This is a genomic window from Pluralibacter sp. (assembly GCF_019237635.1).
Lineage (GTDB): Bacteria > Pseudomonadota > Gammaproteobacteria > Enterobacterales > Enterobacteriaceae > Enterobacter_B.
In genome coordinates, this window is record NZ_JAFAGS010000001.1 from 13,978 (window position 1) to 28,946 (window position 14,969).

Genomic DNA, 14,969 nt, shown 5'->3' on the forward strand with positions numbered 1-14,969 from the left:
GGCGCGCCGAGCGGCGCGCCTGATATGACGCCATGAAGTATCTTGATATTTATCATCTACTGAAAGACAAAATCCTGAAGGGCGAGTATCCCGCCGGGGCGCCTGTCGAGGGTGAGCATGCGCTGGCCGAGCGCTACGGCGTGAGTCGCCCGACGATTCAAAAAGCCGTATCTCGCCTGAAGCGAGAGTCTTTCGTGCATACCCGCCAGGGCTCGGGGATTTTCGTTAACCCACCCGAGTTTTATCAGGATAATAACGTCATCACGCTTTCTGAGCGTATCCACCGCGACCAGACACTGGATAGCATTGTGCTGAGCTACGATATCCAACCTGCCGGTGAAGCGCTTGCCTCCCTGTTTTCTCTGCAAACCGAGGCGACGCTGATTCACTACCGACGTATGCGGATTATCAACCAGCAACCGGCAATCATCGAAGAAACCTGGATGCCGCAAACCCTGTTCCCTGATTTTGTTCAGGACAACTGCCGTCACTCGGTATTGCAGTATATTGAACAGACCTGCGGTTTAACCATCAGCCACGATGTGAAAACCTGGTCAGGAAAAATGCTCAATGCGGATGAGGCCTGGCTGTTGCGGCTTTCCGAGGGTGAAATTCGCCTGCAGATCAGTCACAAGGTTTACTTACAGAGCGGCCAGTTGGCGCAGTACACGCTTGAAACGCTCTCGACCAACAGCGTGACCACCGTTTCCATGCGCTGAAGCCACCGTTTATAGCTAAAACCGCATCATTATCTCGCTCCGGATCCTGCCGTTTGCCCTACACTTACCGGTGTTACCTTTTCAGGGAACCCGTTCAGTAGCTTTGATATACGCGAGATAATGCTATGGAATTAAAGGATTATTACGCCATCATGGGCGTGAAGCCGACGGACGACCTTAAAACCATCAAGACCGCCTATCGCCGTCTGGCACGTAAATACCACCCCGACGTCAGTAAAGAACCCGATGCCGAAACCCGCTTCAAAGAGGTGGCCGAGGCCTGGGAAGTGCTCAGCGATGAGCAGCGCCGCGAGGAATACGACACCCTCTGGCAGCACCGCAACGACCCGCAGTTCGGCCAGCGCGCGCCGCATGGGCAACAGGGACAGAACTACCGTCCAGAAGACTTCGACGACCTGTTCTCTTCTATTTTCGGCCAGCATGCCCAGCAGTCACGGCAGCGCCACAGCGCCCGCGGTCACGATCTGGAAATTGACGTCGCCGTCTTTCTCGAAGAGACGCTGGAGGCGCACAGTCGCACCATCAGCTACAGCCTGCCGGTCTATAACGTTTTCGGCAGGGTGGAGCAGGAGATCCCCAAAACCCTGAATGTTAAAATCCCCGCCGGCGTGGGCGACGGGCAGCGCATTCGCCTGAAAGGTCAGGGCACGCCGGGCGAGAACGGCGGGCCGAACGGCGACCTGTGGCTGATTATCCGTATTGCGCCGCACCCGCTGTTCGACATCGTCGGGCACAACCTGGAGATCGTCGTGCCGCTGGCGCCGTGGGAAGCCGCGCTCGGCGCGAAGGTCACGGTGCCGACGCTCAAAGAGAGCATTCTGCTGACCATCCCGCCGGGCAGCCAGGCCGGGCAACGTCTGCGCATCAAAGGCAAAGGGCTGGTGAGCAAGCAGCATACCGGCGACTTGTTCGCGGTGATCAAAATCGTCATGCCGCCGAAACCCGACGCGCGGAGCGCGGCTCTGTGGCGGCAGCTGGCGGAGGCGCAATCCGCTTACGATCCGCGCCAGACATGGGGGAAAGCATAATGGCTCAGGTAACCGTCACCTTTACGGTCAGTGAATTTTGTCTGCATACCGGCGTGTCCGAAGAGGATCTGCAGGAAATCGTCGGGCTTGGCGTCATAGAGCCCGCCCGCATCCAGGCCGAGCGCTGGATCTTTGACGATCGCGCTGTCACCGTGGTGCACCGTGCGCTGCGCCTGCGCCGCGAGCTGGCGCTCGACTGGCCGGGCATCGCCGTCACCCTCACCCTGCTGGAGGAAAACGAGCGCCTGAGGCAGGAGAACCGGCTGCTGCTGCAGCGACTGGCGCGCTTCACCGGCTGACGCTTCTCCGACGTTTTTTTTGCTTACGACAGTCGCACGCAGGGAACGTATACTTGGGCTATACGTTCCCTGACTGCAGGCAGCCCATGACTACGTCCACTCTCATCCGCGACTGGCGCCTTCCCGCCGGGCTCGCGCTCACCGTCGCGCTGCTGACCGTCGTCTTCCAGCTGCACAGCCACTGGCCTGCCTTTTTGCAGTGGAGCCTGAGCACCCAGATTACCCTGCACCGCTATCTGGTGATGTACCTGCTACAGCTGAACAACCACCAGTATATGGGCGGCGTCTGGCTGCTGGCGGGGGCATTTACCTATGGCGTGCTGCATGCCATCGGCCCCGGCCACGGCAAATTCATCGTCACAACCTGGCTTAGCACCAGTCAGGAAAGCCAGCGCGCCGCACGGGTCGTCCCCTTTCTCGGCAGCCTGATGCAGGGCGTCAGCGCCATCCTGTTCGTCTTTATTCTGGCCGTCGGTCTCAACCTCGCCTCCGGCTCTCTCAGCGAGAGCCGCTGGTATGTTGAGAAAATCAGCGCCGTTCTGATTGGAGGCTTCGGCGCCTGGGTTATCTATCAGGCGGCCAGAAGCCTGATGCCGCAAAAAATACGCATCCGCCGCGCCATGCCGCTTCATCAGCATACGCCGGAGTGCGGCTGCGGCCATCACGGCGTCGGGGTCGACGTCGCCCATGCCGACTGGAAAACCCGGGCAGGTATTGTGCTCGCCATCGGCGCGCGCCCGTGCAGCGGCGCTATCATGATTTTACTGTTCGCTAACGCGTTAGGGATCGTCAGTTGGGGGATTGCGGCGGTGATGACCATGGCGCTGGGCACTGCGCTGTCAATACTGGGCTTGTCGCTGGCGGTGCGCTACGCCCGGGCCCGAACGATCGCGCTTTTTGGCGAAGGTTCGCAGAACATACGCTGGCTGATTCCGGCGATAAAAATGGCGGGCGGCGTGCTGATCGTCCTGTTTGCCATCGTGCTGTTTTTAACGGTCATTCCCGTCAGCGTCAACGGCGACTATATTGCGGCGGGCTGCTAATCGCCAAAAATCTCCGCCATCATCGCGTCCACCAGGCGAATGGCGGAACACAGACGCGGCATCCCCAGCGCCACCGGCTGCCAGGTTTGCGTCACGGACCAGCACACTGGCTGACGCGTCGGATCCCACCCGCTCCCCAACCACCCCAGCATGTCTTTATGATCCAGCAGACCCATCGAGCCAGGCGCGGTCAGCCACTGGTGGTAGAAATGGCGGGTTTCAACCGACGCGCCGATGCTTTGCGCCAGGTACTGCGCCGCCATGGCGCGCAGGTTATCCCGAAGCAGGCCGCGCACGTCGCGGTTCGCCAGACGCCAGGCATCGCCAAACGCTCCCCAGCTCAGCTCTTCCAGCGCAATATAGCAGCGCCCGGCAAGCGACCAGCCGTCAAAATTTCCGGCGTGCCAGCGGGTAAAGACCTGCTCGCTGTGCAGACCAGACTGCACCACCAACCCGCGCTGCGTCAGCGCCCGCTGTTTATGCTCCGCGCGCTGGCGGAACTGTTCGCAGGTCTGCGCGAACTGCTGGCGCAGCTCCGGCGAGCCGTTGCTGCGGGTATGCAGCGTCTGCAGGTGGCGGCTCATGCGGGTCAACGCCAGAAAACCGGGGTCAAACTGGCCCGCCAGCGTCTGTGCAAGACCCAGCCGCATGACCGGGTTATCGCTAAATGCCCCCGTTATCGACCATGTCCGCAGCTGTGTTTGCGAGACTATCTCATTGCGCAGACGCTCGCGAAACTGCTGCTGTTGCGGCACAAGCACATGCTGGCGCGGGTTTTCAATGCCCAGCACCAAATCGACCATAAACCGGGCATGAAGGGAATCCAGCCAACGTCCCGGCCCCTCCAGCAATTGCATTCTCATCTCTGCTCAGCCGCAAATAGTATTTGAATGTCATCGCGCAACAGGCGCGCATCCTCTTCAATCCATCGGACGGTCGCCAGGCTTTGTTTAAGCTGCTGGCGCAATGTTTCCACCGTAGACTGATGCTGCTGGCGTAAGGTCAAACTCTCCTGCAGGCTGTTTTGCAAGCTCTCCAGGCTTTGCGAAAACTCCGCAAAAAATGTCGCCATTCCCGCCGTCACTGAGACATCGACTTGCGCGGCTAAAGCTTTAAGGATTTGTGCGCAAAAGAGGTCGGCGCCCTCAATAATCCGGGTTTTGATCCCGGAGATATCAATGGCGTAGCGGGTTTTGGTCATCACATAATTATCCCAGCTCCAGTTGGGATTGTTCAGCCAGCGGGAAACGGTATCCCGCATACCGCTGCTGCGCGACGCCCCTACCGGGTTCTCCTCGGCGGTAATCGCGCTGTTAAACCACTGCGGCGTCGAGAGCTGCAGCGATCCCGACTGAAATACCGGTAAACTGATGCGGGTGCGAAATCCGGCGCGCTGCAGCCCCTCTTTAATGTGCGACTCAACCGGGCTCAGGGCATCGTCCAGAGAACGGCAAAGCGAGGTTTCAAGCTGGCTAAAACGCAGCGACAGCTCACGGGTGATGCTCTGCTGCGTCGCCAGGAGAGTCGCTTCGCAATCGGTGCGGATAATCTTAAGCAGGCGCTGCGCCTGACCTTCATTTTCCAGCACCAGTTTGCCCGCGTTCTCCTCCTGCGCCCCGTGCAGCTCGGCGCCGAACGTCTGGCCCATCAAATGCAGGTTTTCCGCACTGAAGCTGCTCTCAATCACCTGCGCCAGCGCGTGGCGCTGGGCGGTTATCCAGCCCTCCGCCGCGGTCATAGCCTGTTTCACTTCATGGTTAATTTCATCGCTCACCCTCTGCTGGCGAATCTGAAACTGCGCCATATCCGCCTCCAGCTGCACGATATTTTCCCGCAGCTGTTCGGCGGCCACACTTAACCCCTGGTGGCGAAATTCCAGATAATCGCGAACGTTCTGCGCATAATTGAGCAATTTATGCGACGCGGAGCGCAAAGCAAACAGCGACGCGTTGGCGTGCGCGGCGTGCAGCAGCCGGGTTATCGGCTTCTCAAACAGCGAATCCTCCCACAGCAGCTCGGCGGCGTGGCGAATATGGCTGATGTTATCCAGGTCCTCAGTCCGCCAGCGCCGCCCCAGCGCCGCTTCGGCGAAGTCCTGCACCCAACGCTGCTCGTTGTGATCCGGTAGTCTTCCCTTCGTCGACAGTTCATAGCGCGCGCGGTTCGCCAGATAGCCCCACATTGAGGAGACCGGGAAAATCCGCCCCGGCGAAATAGAACCTTTCATCAGGGTGCCGGAGATCATCGCCCGCACCTGATCTTCATCATCGCTGTTGCGATCTTTTTGATCGAATTTATTCACCAGCGCATACAGCGGTACCGACTGACTCACCGCCGTCATCGCCTGGCGAACTTCCTGATCGGAGATAGATTTTAGCTGCGTATAATCCACCACCGCCAGAATGGCCGACGCGCGGGTAAGCTGCTCGTTCAGCATTTTCTGCAGATGCGGTTGCCCCGCTTCGTTTGGCCCCGGCGTGTCCAGCAGCGTCAGCTGGCCCGGCATATTGTCAAACCCCGCCAGATGGACAAACTCCACTTCGATGACCGGAATATGCTCAATCGCGGCATAGTCGGCAAAGGGGAAATCAACGTCCATCGCCTGGGACAGCCGCACCAGGTCGTTCAGGCTTTTCAGGCAGTGGAAGATGGGCTGTGCACCAAGGTAATATTTCGCAAACGCTTCGCCGCTCGCAATGCGGTCCAGCAGCGCGTTCATGTCCTTATCCATTTCCAGCTTTACTGCCAGCGCAGTTCTGTCGATATGGGTAAGCCGACGCTGTAACGCCTGCATTAAGCGGTCGATAGGCTCAACGTGCATAAAATTGAGCACCGGCTCTTTTTGTCCCGGCGCATGGCGAATAAGCGTGGGCAGCGCGGTCATCGGGCGATTGCGGTTGGGTAGCACTTCGGTGCCCACAATCGCGTTAATCGTCGTCGATTTTCCTGCTTTCATGGTGCCGACAATCGCCAGCACCATCTCAAGGCGCGTTATTTTCCGCAGCTCGTTGGTCAACGTATCCTGCTGCGCCGCCATGGCATGACTGCTGCTATTCACTTCGTCAGCCGCCGCATTCAGGTTCGCCGGCAGTTTTCCCGGCAGCATTTTCACCGACCCAAGATGGTGCAAAGCAAGCTGCAACAAACGTTCAGCTTCCTGACTTAATTCATATATTGTCTGTGTGTACATGGTTAAAGTATTCCCTTAACGCAAATTTTATAACTTTTATTTGTCAGACTTTTTTATAACTTTCTTTTATTTTTATATAATCGACAACAGTATCCCGGGAAATCAGGAAATATATAGGGTAGCGCAAAATCAAAAATACAGCGGATGTATGTAGATATACGTTTCTCCGCTGCGTTGAGGAGAAAGAATAACCGATGATAATATTCTGAAATGCGATCTTCACCATAACTCAAACTGAATTCGTCGGCAATTTATGTTAGAGCAACGGGGCTACCTATACCGGGAGTTGACAAGTGTGCAGAGTCTGCACAAACAACCCGACAAACGTGTGGTTTTACGGTATAATAGCGCCAATTTTTGGCATTCCGCCGCTTTTCGGGGACGTTTCCCCTGTTTTGATGAGGTCACCCATGCAACTCCCACATTGTCCGAAATGCAATTCCGAATACACCTACGAAGATAACGGCATGTTCATCTGCCCGGAATGCGCCCACGAATGGAACGACGCCGAGCCTGCGCAGGAAAGCGATGCGCTGGTCGTGAAGGACGCCAACGGCAACCTGCTGGTCGATGGCGACAGCGTTACCGTCGTTAAAGATCTGAAAGTAAAAGGCAGCTCATCGATGCTGAAAATCGGCACTAAAGTGAAAAATATCCGCCTCGTTGAAGGCGATCACAACATCGACTGCAAAATCGATGGTTTTGGTCCGATGAAGCTCAAATCCGAGTTCGTCAAAAAGAACTAATCTCCCTCGCCCGGTCATGCTTCGCTTACCGGGCAACCTCTGTCTACACTTATCGGGTCATTCCTACCGAGGTAATGGTTATGTCCTTAAGTCCCTATATTTCATTTTCCGGCAACTGCGCGCAGGCAATCGCCTTCTATCAACAGGCGCTTGGCGCTGAGCTGGGCTACAAGATTACTTTTGGCGAAATGCCTAAAGATGCGCAAAACAGCGAAGAGGGCTGCCCGTCAGGCATGAAATTCCCCCCTGACGCCATCGCCCATTCCAACGTAAAGATAGCCGGTAGCGATATTATGATGAGCGACGGCATGCAAAGCGCCGTACAGTACGGCGGCTTTACGCTGGTGCTCGATACCCAGGACGTAAACGAAGGCAAGCGCTGGTTTGACGCGCTCGCCGCAGGCGGGCGCATCGAAATGGCCTGGCAGGAAACCTTCTGGGCCCACGGGTTCGGCAAAGTCAGCGATAAATTTGGCGTGCCGTGGATGATCAACGTCGTTAAGCAGCAGCACTGATATCTTTCCAGGGCGGCGCGTTCCGCCCTGTCATCCCCCCTTCTTCAACTCTTCATCGTTCGTTCATCCTGCATTAACCGCACCGTCACATTGCTTCGTCACGATGTCGCCTGTTCCCCTTTACCCCGGCGACGCAACGTTGAACGAGGATTTGCTTATGATGCACTTATCCAGACATCCGACCAGTTACCCGACGCGCTATCAGGAGATTGCCGCGAAGCTTGAGCAGGAACTGTACCGCCACTACCGCAGCGGCGACTATCTGCCAGCGGAACAGCAGCTGGCGGCACGTTTTGAGGTCAATCGCCATACCCTGCGCCGCGCTATCGATCAGTTGGTCGAAAAGGGCTGGGTACAGCGCCGTCAGGGCGTCGGCGTGCTGGTGCTGATGCGTCCGTTCGACTACCCGCTCAACGCCCAGGCGCGTTTCAGCCAGAACCTGCTGGAGCAGGGCAGCCACCCTTCATGCGAAAAATTACTCTCCGTCCTGCGCCCGGCATCCCGTCATGTGGCCGATGCCCTCGGCATACAGGAAGGCGACAACGTTATCCATCTGCGCACCCTGCGCCGGGTTAACGGCATGGCGCTGTGCCTTATCGACCACTACTTCTCCGACATGACCTTATGGCCCGCGCTGCAACAGTTTAACAGCGGCTCGCTGCACGATTTTCTCCACCAGCAGTTGGGCATCTCGCTGACCCGCACCCAGACGCGCATCAGCGCCCGCCGGGCGCAGGCCAAAGAGAGCCGACTGCTGGAAATCCCGAACATGGCGCCGCTGATGTGCGTGCGCACGCTGAACCACCGTGACGGCGAGGTCAACGCGGCGGAGTACTCCGTCAGCCTGACCCGCGCCGACATGATTGAATTCACTATGGAGCACTGAATGCATTTTGATACCGAAACCCGACAGCGCTGGATGTCTGCGCTCGCGCACAGCGACTCCGCAGATCTCAGCGCCCGCATGCAGGCGCTAAAACTCGCCCCCGGCTATGAACCCCTGCGGGCGCCGGAAAGCGGGCTGGTGCAAATCCAGGCGCGAATGGGCGCGACTGGCGAACGCTTCTTTGCCGGTGACACCACGCTGACCCGTGCGGTGATCCGCCTTGAGAACGGCACCCTCGGCTACAGCTGGATTCTCGGGCGCGATAAAAACCACGCCGAACGCTGCGCCGTCATCGACGCCCTGCTGCAAGAACACCACCACTTTCAAACCCTGATGGAAACCCTGATTGCCCCGCTGGAAGCGGAACGCGCCGCGCGTATCGCTGCGCGCTGCGCCGAAGTGAATGCCAGCCGGGTCGACTTCTTTACCCTGGTGCGCGGAGATAACACATGACCCTACAAACCGCTTTTTCCCTTCCGGTGCAGGATGCCCAACACAGTTTTCGCCGTCTGCTGAAAGCCATGAGCGAGCCGGGCGTAATCGTCTCGCTGCATCAGCTGAAATACGGCTGGCAGCCGCTTTGCGTAGCGACCACCAGCGTGCTGCTGACGCTTGCCGACAACGACACGCCGGTATGGCTGTCCGCCTCGGTGGATAACGACATCGCCCGCCAGAATCTGCGTTTTCACACTAACGCGCCGCTGGTCGAACAGCCGCAGCAGGCCGTTTACGCCGTCACTGACAACACCATCAGCGCGGAGCAGCTTAACGCGCTGTCGACCGGCACCGCCGTCGCGCCGGAAACCAGCGCCACGCTGATTGTGCAGGTCGCCAGCTTAAGCGGTGGCCGCATGCTGCGCCTGACCGGCGCGGGCATTGCCGACGAGCGCATGGTGGCGCCGCAGCTACCGGAATGCCTCATCCACGCGCTGACCGAACGGCCGCACCCGTTCCCGCTGGGCATTGACCTTATCCTGACCTGCGGCGAACGGTTGCTCGCCATCCCCCGCACCACCCATGTGGAGGTTTGCTGATGTACGTTGCCGTCAAAGGGGGCGAGAAGGCGATCGCCGCCGCGCACGCCCTGCAGGAGCACAAACGCCGGGGTGACCCCGGGCTTGCCGAACTCAGCGTCGCGCAAATTGAACAGCAGCTAAATCTGGCCGTCGACCGGGTGATGACCGAAGGCGGCATCGCCGATCGCGAGCTCGCCGCACTGGCGCTCAAGCAGGCCAGCGGCGATAACGTCGAAGCCATCTTCCTGCTGCGCGCCTACCGCACCACCCTGCCGCGCCTGGCGGTCAGTGAGCCGATTAACACCGCTGACATGCGCCTTGAGCGCCGGATCTCGGCGGTATACAAGGATGTCCCCGGCGGCCAGCTTCTCGGCCCCACCTACGACTACACCCACCGTCTGCTGGATTTCACGCTGCTCGCCAACGGCGAAACACCAACGCTGAAAAGCGATACCGAACGCCAGGATGCGTCGCCGCACGTGTTCAGCCTGCTGGCAAAACAGGGGCTGGCGAAAGCGGAAAACGATAGCGGCAGCATTCCGGACGACATTACCCGCACGCCGCCAGTGTACCCCTGCTCCCGCGCCTCGCGCCTGCAGCAGTTGATGCGCGGCGACGAAGGTTATCTGCTGGCGCTGGCCTACTCCACGCAGCGCGGCTACGGGCGTAACCACCCTTTCGCCGGTGAGATCCGCAGCGGCTATGTCAATATCACCATTGTGCCGGAAGAGCTGGGTTTTGCGGTCAACGTCGGCGAACTGCTGCTGACTGAGTGCGAAATGGTCAACGGCTTCGTCGCGCCGGAACACCAGGCGCCGCACTTCACCCGTGGCTACGGGCTGGTGTTCGGCATGAGCGAGCGTAAAGCGATGGCGATGGCGCTGGTTGACCGCGCCCTGCAGGCGCCGGACTACGGCGAGCACATCGACGGACCGGCGCAGGACGAAGAGTTCGTGCTGGCCCACGCCGATAACGTCGAGGCCGCCGGTTTTGTTTCGCACCTCAAACTGCCCCACTACGTCGATTTTCAGGCCGAGCTGGAACTGCTTAAGCGCCTGCAACAGGAGAGCAATCGTGGCTAACCCGCTGACCGGCTATAACTTCGCCTACCTCGACGAGCAAACCAAACGCATGATCCGCCGCGCCATTCTCAAAGCGGTGGCGATCCCCGGCTATCAGGTGCCCTTTGGCGGACGTGAAATGCCGATGCCCTACGGCTGGGGAACCGGCGGGATCCAGATAACCGCCAGCGTCATCGGCGAAACCGACGTATTAAAAGTTATCGATCAGGGCGCCGACGACACCACCAATGCCGTGTCGATCCGCAACTTCTTCAAACGCATCACCGGCGTGGCCACCACCGAAAAAACCGAAGACGCGACGCTTATCCAGACCCGTCACCGGATCCCGGAAACGCCGCTGCTTGAGGATCAGATCCTGATCTTCCAGGTGCCAATCCCCGAGCCGCTGCGCTTTATCGAACCGCGCGAAACCGAGACTCGCACCATGCACGCGCTGGAAGAGTATGGCGTCATGCAGGTGAAGCTGTATGAAGATATCGCCCGTTTCGGCCATATTGCCACCACCTACGCCTACCCGGTGAAAGTCAATGACCGCTACGTGATGGACCCGTCGCCAATCCCGAAATTCGATAACCCGAAGATGGACATGATGCCAGCCTTGCAGCTGTTCGGCGCCGGGCGTGAAAAGCGTATCTACGCGGTGCCGCCGTATACCCGCGTGGAAAGCCTCGATTTTGACGATCACCCGTTTACCGTACAGGCCTGGGACGAGCCCTGCGCCATTTGCGGCTCCCGCCACAGCTATCTGGACGAGGTGGTACTGGATGACACCGGTAAGCGGATGTTCGTCTGCTCCGACACCGATTACTGCCGCCAACAGAGCGAGGCGCTGAACAAATGAATCAACCGTTACTCTCGGTCAACAACCTGACCCACCTTTACGCGCCGGGTAAGGGTTTTACCGACGTCTCCTTTGCGCTGTGGCCTGGCGAAGTGCTGGGGATCGTGGGCGAATCCGGCTCCGGTAAAACCACGCTGCTGAAGGCAATCTCCGCGCGTCTGGCGCCGCAGCAGGGAGAAGTGCTGTATCAGAACGACTCGCTCTACGCCATGAGCGAAGGCGAGCGTCGTCGCCTGCTGCGCACCGAATGGGGCGTAGTGCATCAGCACCCGATGGATGGCCTGCGCCGCCAGGTGTCGGCGGGCGGCAATATCGGCGAACGGCTGATGGCCACCGGCGCGCGCCACTATGGCGACATCCGCGCCACCGCGCAGAAATGGCTGGAGGCGGTGGAAATTCCGCCCTCGCGCATTGATGAAATGCCGACCACCTTTTCCGGCGGTATGCAGCAGCGTTTGCAAATCGCCCGCAACCTCGTCACCCACCCCAAACTGGTGTTTATGGATGAGCCCACCGGCGGGCTGGACGTGTCCGTACAGGCGCGCCTGCTCGACCTGCTGCGCGGTCTGGTGGTGGATCTCGATCTGGCGGTGGTGATTGTCACCCACGACCTGGGCGTGGCCCGCCTGCTGGCCGACCGCCTGCTGGTAATGAAACAGGGTCAGGTCGTGGAAAGCGGCCTGACCGACCGCGTGCTCGACGACCCGCACCACCCGTACACCCAGCTGCTGGTCTCTTCTGTGCTGCAGAACTAAGGACGAAACAATGACTGCCATCCGCGTTGAGAATTTGAGTAAAACCTTCGTTCTGCACCATCAACACGGCGTGCGCCTGCCGGTGCTGCAAAACGCGTCGCTCACGGTGGAAAACGGCGAGTGCGTGGTGCTGCACGGCCACTCCGGCAGCGGCAAATCCACGCTGCTGCGTTCGCTGTACGCCAACTACCTGCCGGATAGCGGCCATATCCACATCCGGCACGGCGACGAATGGGTGGACCTGGTGCACGCCCCTGCCCGCAAAGTGCTGGAAGTCCGTAAAACCACGATGGGCTGGGTCAGCCAGTTTTTACGGGTGATCCCGCGGATTTCCGCGCTGGACGTGGTCATGCAGCCGCTGCTTGATACCGGCGTACCGCGTGAAGCCTGTGCGGCGAAAGCCGCGCGCCTGCTGACACGCCTCAACGTACCGGAGCGTCTGTGGCACCTTGCGCCCTCCACCTTTTCCGGCGGCGAGCAGCAGCGTGTCAATATCGCGCGCGGTTTTATCGTCGACTACCCGATTTTGCTGCTTGATGAGCCCACTGCCTCGCTGGATGAGAAAAACAGCGCCGCCGTGGTCACGCTCATCGACGAAGCCAAAGCCCGTGGCGCCGCCATTGTCGGCATTTTCCATGATGAAGCGGTACGCAACCGTGTCGCCGATCGTCTCCACCCGATGGGTACAACAGCATGATTATCAATAACGTAAAGTTGATTCTTGAAAATGATGTGGTGCATGGCTCCCTGGAGGTGCAGGACGGCGCGATCCGCGCGTTCGCCGAAAGCCAGAGCCGCCTGCCTGAAGCGATGGATGGCGAAGGCGGTTGGCTGCTGCCGGGGCTTATCGAGCTGCATACCGATAATCTGGATAAATTCTTCACCCCGCGCCCAAAGGTCGACTGGCCCGCGCATTCGGCGATGAGCAGCCACGACGCGCTGATGGTCGCCAGCGGCATCACCACCGTGCTGGACGCCGTGGCGATTGGCGATGTACGCGACGGCGGCGATCGTCTGGAAAACCTGGAAAAGATGATCAACGCCGTGGAGGACACGCAAAAGCGCGGCCTCAATCGCGCCGAGCACCGCCTGCACCTGCGCTGCGAACTGCCGCACCACACCACGCTGTCGCTGTTTGAAAAGCTGGTGGACCGCGATGCGGTCTCGCTGGTGTCGCTGATGGATCACTCCCCGGGTCAGCGTCAGTACGCCGACCGCTCAAAATACCGCGAGTATTACCAGGGAAAATACCACCTGACCAACGTGCAGATGGACCGCTTTGAAGAGGAGCAGATGGCGCTGGCGGCGCAGTGGTCGCAGCCAAACCGCCAGGCGATCGCCGCCGCCTGCCGCAAACGCGCTATCGCGCTGGCGAGCCACGACGACGCCACCCACGCGCACGTGGTGGAGTCTCACCAGATTGGCAGCGTTATCGCCGAGTTCCCCACCACCTTAGAGGCGGCGGACGCCTCACGTCGGCACGGCATGAACGTGCTGATGGGCGCGCCAAATATCGTGCGCGGCGGCTCGCATTCCGGCAACGTGGCGGCGCATACGCTGGCGAGCCTTGGCCTGCTGGACATTCTCTCCTCCGACTACTACCCGGCAAGCCTGCTGGATGCGGCTTTTCGCGTCGCCGATAACGACGCCAACAGCTTCACCCTGCCGCAGGCAATCCATCTGGTCACCCGCAACCCGGCGCGGGCGCTGAACCTGCAGGATCGGGGCGTTATCGCCGAAGGAAAGCGCGCCGACCTGGTGCTGGCGCACCGCAAGGGTGAACACATCCACATCGACCACGTCTGGCGGCAGGGAAAGAGGGTCTTCTGATGACAGGAACGCTTATCTGGTTAGTCGGGCCGTCAGGCTCCGGGAAAGACAGCCTGCTGGAGGCGCTGCGTAAGCAGGAGCACCCGCAGATGCTGGTGGCGCATCGCTACATCACCCGCCCCGCAGGCGCTGGCTGTGAAAACCATATCGCCCTCAGCGAACACGAGTTTTTCACCCGCGCCGAACAGCATCTGTTTGCGCTGAGCTGGCATGCCAACAACCTCTACTACGGCGTGGGTATGGAGATTGACCTGTGGCTGCACGCCGGGCTCGACGTGGTGGTGAACGGCTCGCGCGCCCACCTGCCGCAGGCGAAAGCGCGGTATGGCGAGTCACTGCTGCCGGTCTGCCTGCAGGTGTCGCCGGATATTTTGCGCCAGCGGCTGGAGCAACGGGGCCGGGAAAATGCGCGGGAGATAACCCAGCGCCTGGATCGCGCCGCCCGCTATACCCCGCAGGAGTGCGTCATGCTGAATAATGACGGCAGTCTGCTACAGTCTGTAGAGATGTTCTTGCATTTGATTCGCACCCACGGCAACCACAAAGAGAGCCAACATGCCTGTCTGTGAACTACGTGACGCGACCCTGGACGACATCCATGCGGTCTATGCGTTAATCGCTGAGCTGAAGCAAAAAGAGTATAACCGGGCGGTCTTCGCCGCCGGGTTTGCCGCCAATCTGGCGAACCCGACTCAGCGTTACCAGCTCGCGCTGGTGGACGGCACGGTAGTGGGGCTTATCGGCATGCAGCTACAGTTCCCACTGAACTTCAACAACTGGATTGGCGAGGTACAGGAGCTGGTGGTGCTGCCGCGCAACCGCGGCCTGAGCGTCGGCCAGGCGCTGCTGGCGTGGGCGGAAAACGAGGCCCGCCGCAGCGGCGCCACGATGATGGAGCTGTCAAGCGGCCGGGCGCGGCCGGACGCCCACCGTTTTTACCTGCGCGAAGGTTACCAGCAGAGCCATTTCCGCTTCAAAAAAGCGCTGTAAGGAGGGGG

18 protein-coding genes are annotated in these 14,969 nt (G+C 59.8%); 16 read left to right on the forward strand and 2 right to left on the reverse strand.

Features of this window, described 5'->3' with window-relative positions; all coding sequences use genetic code 11:
* Positions 1–32: 32 nt before the first annotated feature.
* The 4 genes from JO226_RS00050 to JO226_RS00065 all read left to right on the forward strand — a co-directional run bounded on the left by JO226_RS00050 (position 33) and on the right by JO226_RS00065 (position 3,110).
* Positions 33–719, forward strand: a complete 687-nt coding sequence (locus tag JO226_RS00050) for a GntR family transcriptional regulator (RefSeq protein WP_293471558.1) — start codon at positions 33–35, stop codon at positions 717–719.
* Between the two features lie 125 nt (positions 720–844).
* Positions 845–1,768 carry a curved DNA-binding protein gene (gene cbpA, locus JO226_RS00055; RefSeq protein ID WP_293471559.1) on the forward strand — a complete coding sequence of 308 codons (924 nt, stop codon included), beginning with the start codon at positions 845–847 and terminating at the stop codon, positions 1,766–1,768.
* A complete protein-coding gene (gene cbpM / locus JO226_RS00060; RefSeq protein ID WP_293471597.1) occupies positions 1,768–2,067 on the forward strand; it encodes a chaperone modulator CbpM in 300 nt (99 codons plus the stop codon). The genes cbpA and cbpM overlap by 1 nt, the downstream gene beginning before the upstream one ends.
* A gap of 86 nt (positions 2,068–2,153) precedes the next feature.
* Positions 2,154–3,110, forward strand: coding sequence for a nickel/cobalt transporter (locus JO226_RS00065; RefSeq protein ID WP_293471560.1), 957 nt, complete (start codon positions 2,154–2,156; stop codon positions 3,108–3,110).
* On the opposite strand, the gene JO226_RS00070 is transcribed toward JO226_RS00065, so the two are convergent.
* Positions 3,107–3,973, reverse strand: a complete 867-nt coding sequence (locus JO226_RS00070; protein WP_293471561.1) for a diguanylate cyclase regulator RdcB family protein — start codon at positions 3,971–3,973, stop codon at positions 3,107–3,109. The genes JO226_RS00065 and JO226_RS00070 overlap by 4 nt on opposite strands.
* Positions 3,970–6,300, reverse strand: a complete 2,331-nt coding sequence (gene crfC, locus JO226_RS00075; protein WP_293471562.1) for a clamp-binding protein CrfC — start codon at positions 6,298–6,300, stop codon at positions 3,970–3,972. Before crfC ends, JO226_RS00070 begins: the two co-directional genes overlap by 4 nt.
* A gap of 410 nt (positions 6,301–6,710) precedes the next feature.
* Here crfC and JO226_RS00080 point away from each other — a divergent pair, with 410 nt between their 5' ends.
* The 12 genes from JO226_RS00080 (at position 6,711) to phnO (ending at position 14,961) form a co-directional block, all read left to right on the forward strand.
* A complete protein-coding gene (locus JO226_RS00080) occupies positions 6,711–7,046 on the forward strand; it encodes a zinc ribbon domain-containing protein YjdM (protein WP_293471563.1) in 336 nt (111 codons plus the stop codon).
* Between the two features lie 80 nt (positions 7,047–7,126).
* Positions 7,127–7,561, forward strand: a complete 435-nt coding sequence (yjdN, locus tag JO226_RS00085) for a VOC family metalloprotein YjdN (RefSeq protein ID WP_293471564.1) — start codon at positions 7,127–7,129, stop codon at positions 7,559–7,561.
* A gap of 160 nt (positions 7,562–7,721) precedes the next feature.
* On the forward strand, positions 7,722–8,447 hold the full coding sequence (gene phnF, locus JO226_RS00090) for a phosphonate metabolism transcriptional regulator PhnF (protein ID WP_293471599.1): 726 nt from the start codon (positions 7,722–7,724) through the stop codon (positions 8,445–8,447).
* Complete coding sequence (gene phnG / locus JO226_RS00095) at positions 8,448–8,900, forward strand: phosphonate C-P lyase system protein PhnG (protein ID WP_293471566.1); 453 nt, start codon at positions 8,448–8,450, stop codon at positions 8,898–8,900.
* On the forward strand, positions 8,897–9,481 hold the full coding sequence (gene phnH, locus JO226_RS00100; protein WP_293471568.1) for a phosphonate C-P lyase system protein PhnH: 585 nt from the start codon (positions 8,897–8,899) through the stop codon (positions 9,479–9,481). Before phnG ends, phnH begins: the two co-directional genes overlap by 4 nt.
* On the forward strand, positions 9,481–10,545 hold the full coding sequence (locus JO226_RS00105; protein WP_293471570.1) for a carbon-phosphorus lyase complex subunit PhnI: 1,065 nt from the start codon (positions 9,481–9,483) through the stop codon (positions 10,543–10,545). The genes phnH and JO226_RS00105 overlap by 1 nt, the downstream gene beginning before the upstream one ends.
* Positions 10,538–11,386, forward strand: a complete 849-nt coding sequence (locus JO226_RS00110) for an alpha-D-ribose 1-methylphosphonate 5-phosphate C-P-lyase PhnJ (protein ID WP_293471572.1) — start codon at positions 10,538–10,540, stop codon at positions 11,384–11,386. Before JO226_RS00105 ends, JO226_RS00110 begins: the two co-directional genes overlap by 8 nt.
* Positions 11,383–12,141, forward strand: coding sequence for a phosphonate C-P lyase system protein PhnK (gene phnK, locus JO226_RS00115; RefSeq protein ID WP_293471574.1), 759 nt, complete (start codon positions 11,383–11,385; stop codon positions 12,139–12,141). The genes JO226_RS00110 and phnK overlap by 4 nt, the downstream gene beginning before the upstream one ends.
* 10 nt (positions 12,142–12,151) lie before the next feature.
* Entirely contained in the window at positions 12,152–12,838 is a 687-nt protein-coding gene (gene phnL / locus JO226_RS00120) for a phosphonate C-P lyase system protein PhnL (RefSeq protein ID WP_293471576.1), read from the forward strand.
* A complete protein-coding gene (phnM, locus tag JO226_RS00125; protein ID WP_293471578.1) occupies positions 12,835–13,971 on the forward strand; it encodes an alpha-D-ribose 1-methylphosphonate 5-triphosphate diphosphatase in 1,137 nt (378 codons plus the stop codon). Before phnL ends, phnM begins: the two co-directional genes overlap by 4 nt.
* Positions 13,971–14,540 (forward strand): ribose 1,5-bisphosphokinase, encoded by a 570-nt coding sequence (gene phnN, locus JO226_RS00130; RefSeq protein ID WP_293471580.1) that lies wholly within the window; start codon positions 13,971–13,973, stop codon positions 14,538–14,540. The genes phnM and phnN overlap by 1 nt, the downstream gene beginning before the upstream one ends.
* Positions 14,527–14,961, forward strand: coding sequence for an aminoalkylphosphonate N-acetyltransferase (gene phnO, locus JO226_RS00135; protein WP_293471581.1), 435 nt, complete (start codon positions 14,527–14,529; stop codon positions 14,959–14,961). Before phnN ends, phnO begins: the two co-directional genes overlap by 14 nt.
* The last annotated feature ends 8 nt before the right edge of the window (positions 14,962–14,969 follow it).

Coding starts and splice junctions, on each gene's coding strand:
- JO226_RS00050 (WP_293471558.1), top strand. CDS start 33: ATGAAGTATCTTGATATTTATCATCTACTGAAAGACAAAATCCTGAAG.
- cbpA (WP_293471559.1), top strand. CDS start 845: ATGGAATTAAAGGATTATTACGCCATCATGGGCGTGAAGCCGACGGAC.
- cbpM (WP_293471597.1), top strand. CDS start 1,768: ATGGCTCAGGTAACCGTCACCTTTACGGTCAGTGAATTTTGTCTGCAT.
- JO226_RS00065 (WP_293471560.1), top strand. CDS start 2,154: ATGACTACGTCCACTCTCATCCGCGACTGGCGCCTTCCCGCCGGGCTC.
- JO226_RS00070 (WP_293471561.1), bottom strand. CDS start 3,973: ATGAGAATGCAATTGCTGGAGGGGCCGGGACGTTGGCTGGATTCCCTT.
- crfC (WP_293471562.1), bottom strand. CDS start 6,300: ATGTACACACAGACAATATATGAATTAAGTCAGGAAGCTGAACGTTTG.
- JO226_RS00080 (WP_293471563.1), top strand. CDS start 6,711: ATGCAACTCCCACATTGTCCGAAATGCAATTCCGAATACACCTACGAA.
- yjdN (WP_293471564.1), top strand. CDS start 7,127: ATGTCCTTAAGTCCCTATATTTCATTTTCCGGCAACTGCGCGCAGGCA.
- phnF (WP_293471599.1), top strand. CDS start 7,722: ATGCACTTATCCAGACATCCGACCAGTTACCCGACGCGCTATCAGGAG.
- phnG (WP_293471566.1), top strand. CDS start 8,448: ATGCATTTTGATACCGAAACCCGACAGCGCTGGATGTCTGCGCTCGCG.
- phnH (WP_293471568.1), top strand. CDS start 8,897: ATGACCCTACAAACCGCTTTTTCCCTTCCGGTGCAGGATGCCCAACAC.
- JO226_RS00105 (WP_293471570.1), top strand. CDS start 9,481: ATGTACGTTGCCGTCAAAGGGGGCGAGAAGGCGATCGCCGCCGCGCAC.
- phnK (WP_293471574.1), top strand. CDS start 11,383: ATGAATCAACCGTTACTCTCGGTCAACAACCTGACCCACCTTTACGCG.
- phnL (WP_293471576.1), top strand. CDS start 12,152: ATGACTGCCATCCGCGTTGAGAATTTGAGTAAAACCTTCGTTCTGCAC.
- phnM (WP_293471578.1), top strand. CDS start 12,835: ATGATTATCAATAACGTAAAGTTGATTCTTGAAAATGATGTGGTGCAT.
- phnN (WP_293471580.1), top strand. CDS start 13,971: ATGACAGGAACGCTTATCTGGTTAGTCGGGCCGTCAGGCTCCGGGAAA.
- phnO (WP_293471581.1), top strand. CDS start 14,527: ATGCCTGTCTGTGAACTACGTGACGCGACCCTGGACGACATCCATGCG.